Raw genomic sequence first — 282 nt, 5'->3', positions numbered from 1 at the left:
GCGCCTTTGCGCACAGCTTCAGGCCCCAGGCGTCGACCGCCTTGCGCACGCCTTCGGCGAGGCGATGGTGACGGGCGAAGATGTTGTCGAGCCCTTCCTCAGCGATCAGATCGAGCGAGGCGCGCAGGCCGCGCAGCAGCTGTGTCGCCGGCGTGTAGGGGAAATAGCCGGCATCGTTGGCGCGGATCATGTCCTCGAACGAGAAATAGCAGCGCCGATGGGTCGCCTCTCTAGAGGCGGCGATGGCTTTTTTGCTGACCGATAAGAATCCGAGACCCGCAG

The 282-nt window shown here is 64.2% G+C and carries 1 pseudogene; it reads right to left on the bottom strand.

Annotated features, from left to right (window positions below):
* Window positions 1-282, bottom strand: a pseudogene (locus EN818_RS32265) (serine--glyoxylate aminotransferase); the annotation flags it as partial.

The organism is Mesorhizobium sp. M3A.F.Ca.ET.175.01.1.1 (assembly GCF_004791945.1).
In the GTDB taxonomy this organism is placed as follows: domain Bacteria; phylum Pseudomonadota; class Alphaproteobacteria; order Rhizobiales; family Rhizobiaceae; genus Mesorhizobium.
Note: the sequence above shows the minus strand (reverse complement) of the source record. Positions and strands in the feature narration are given on the sequence as shown.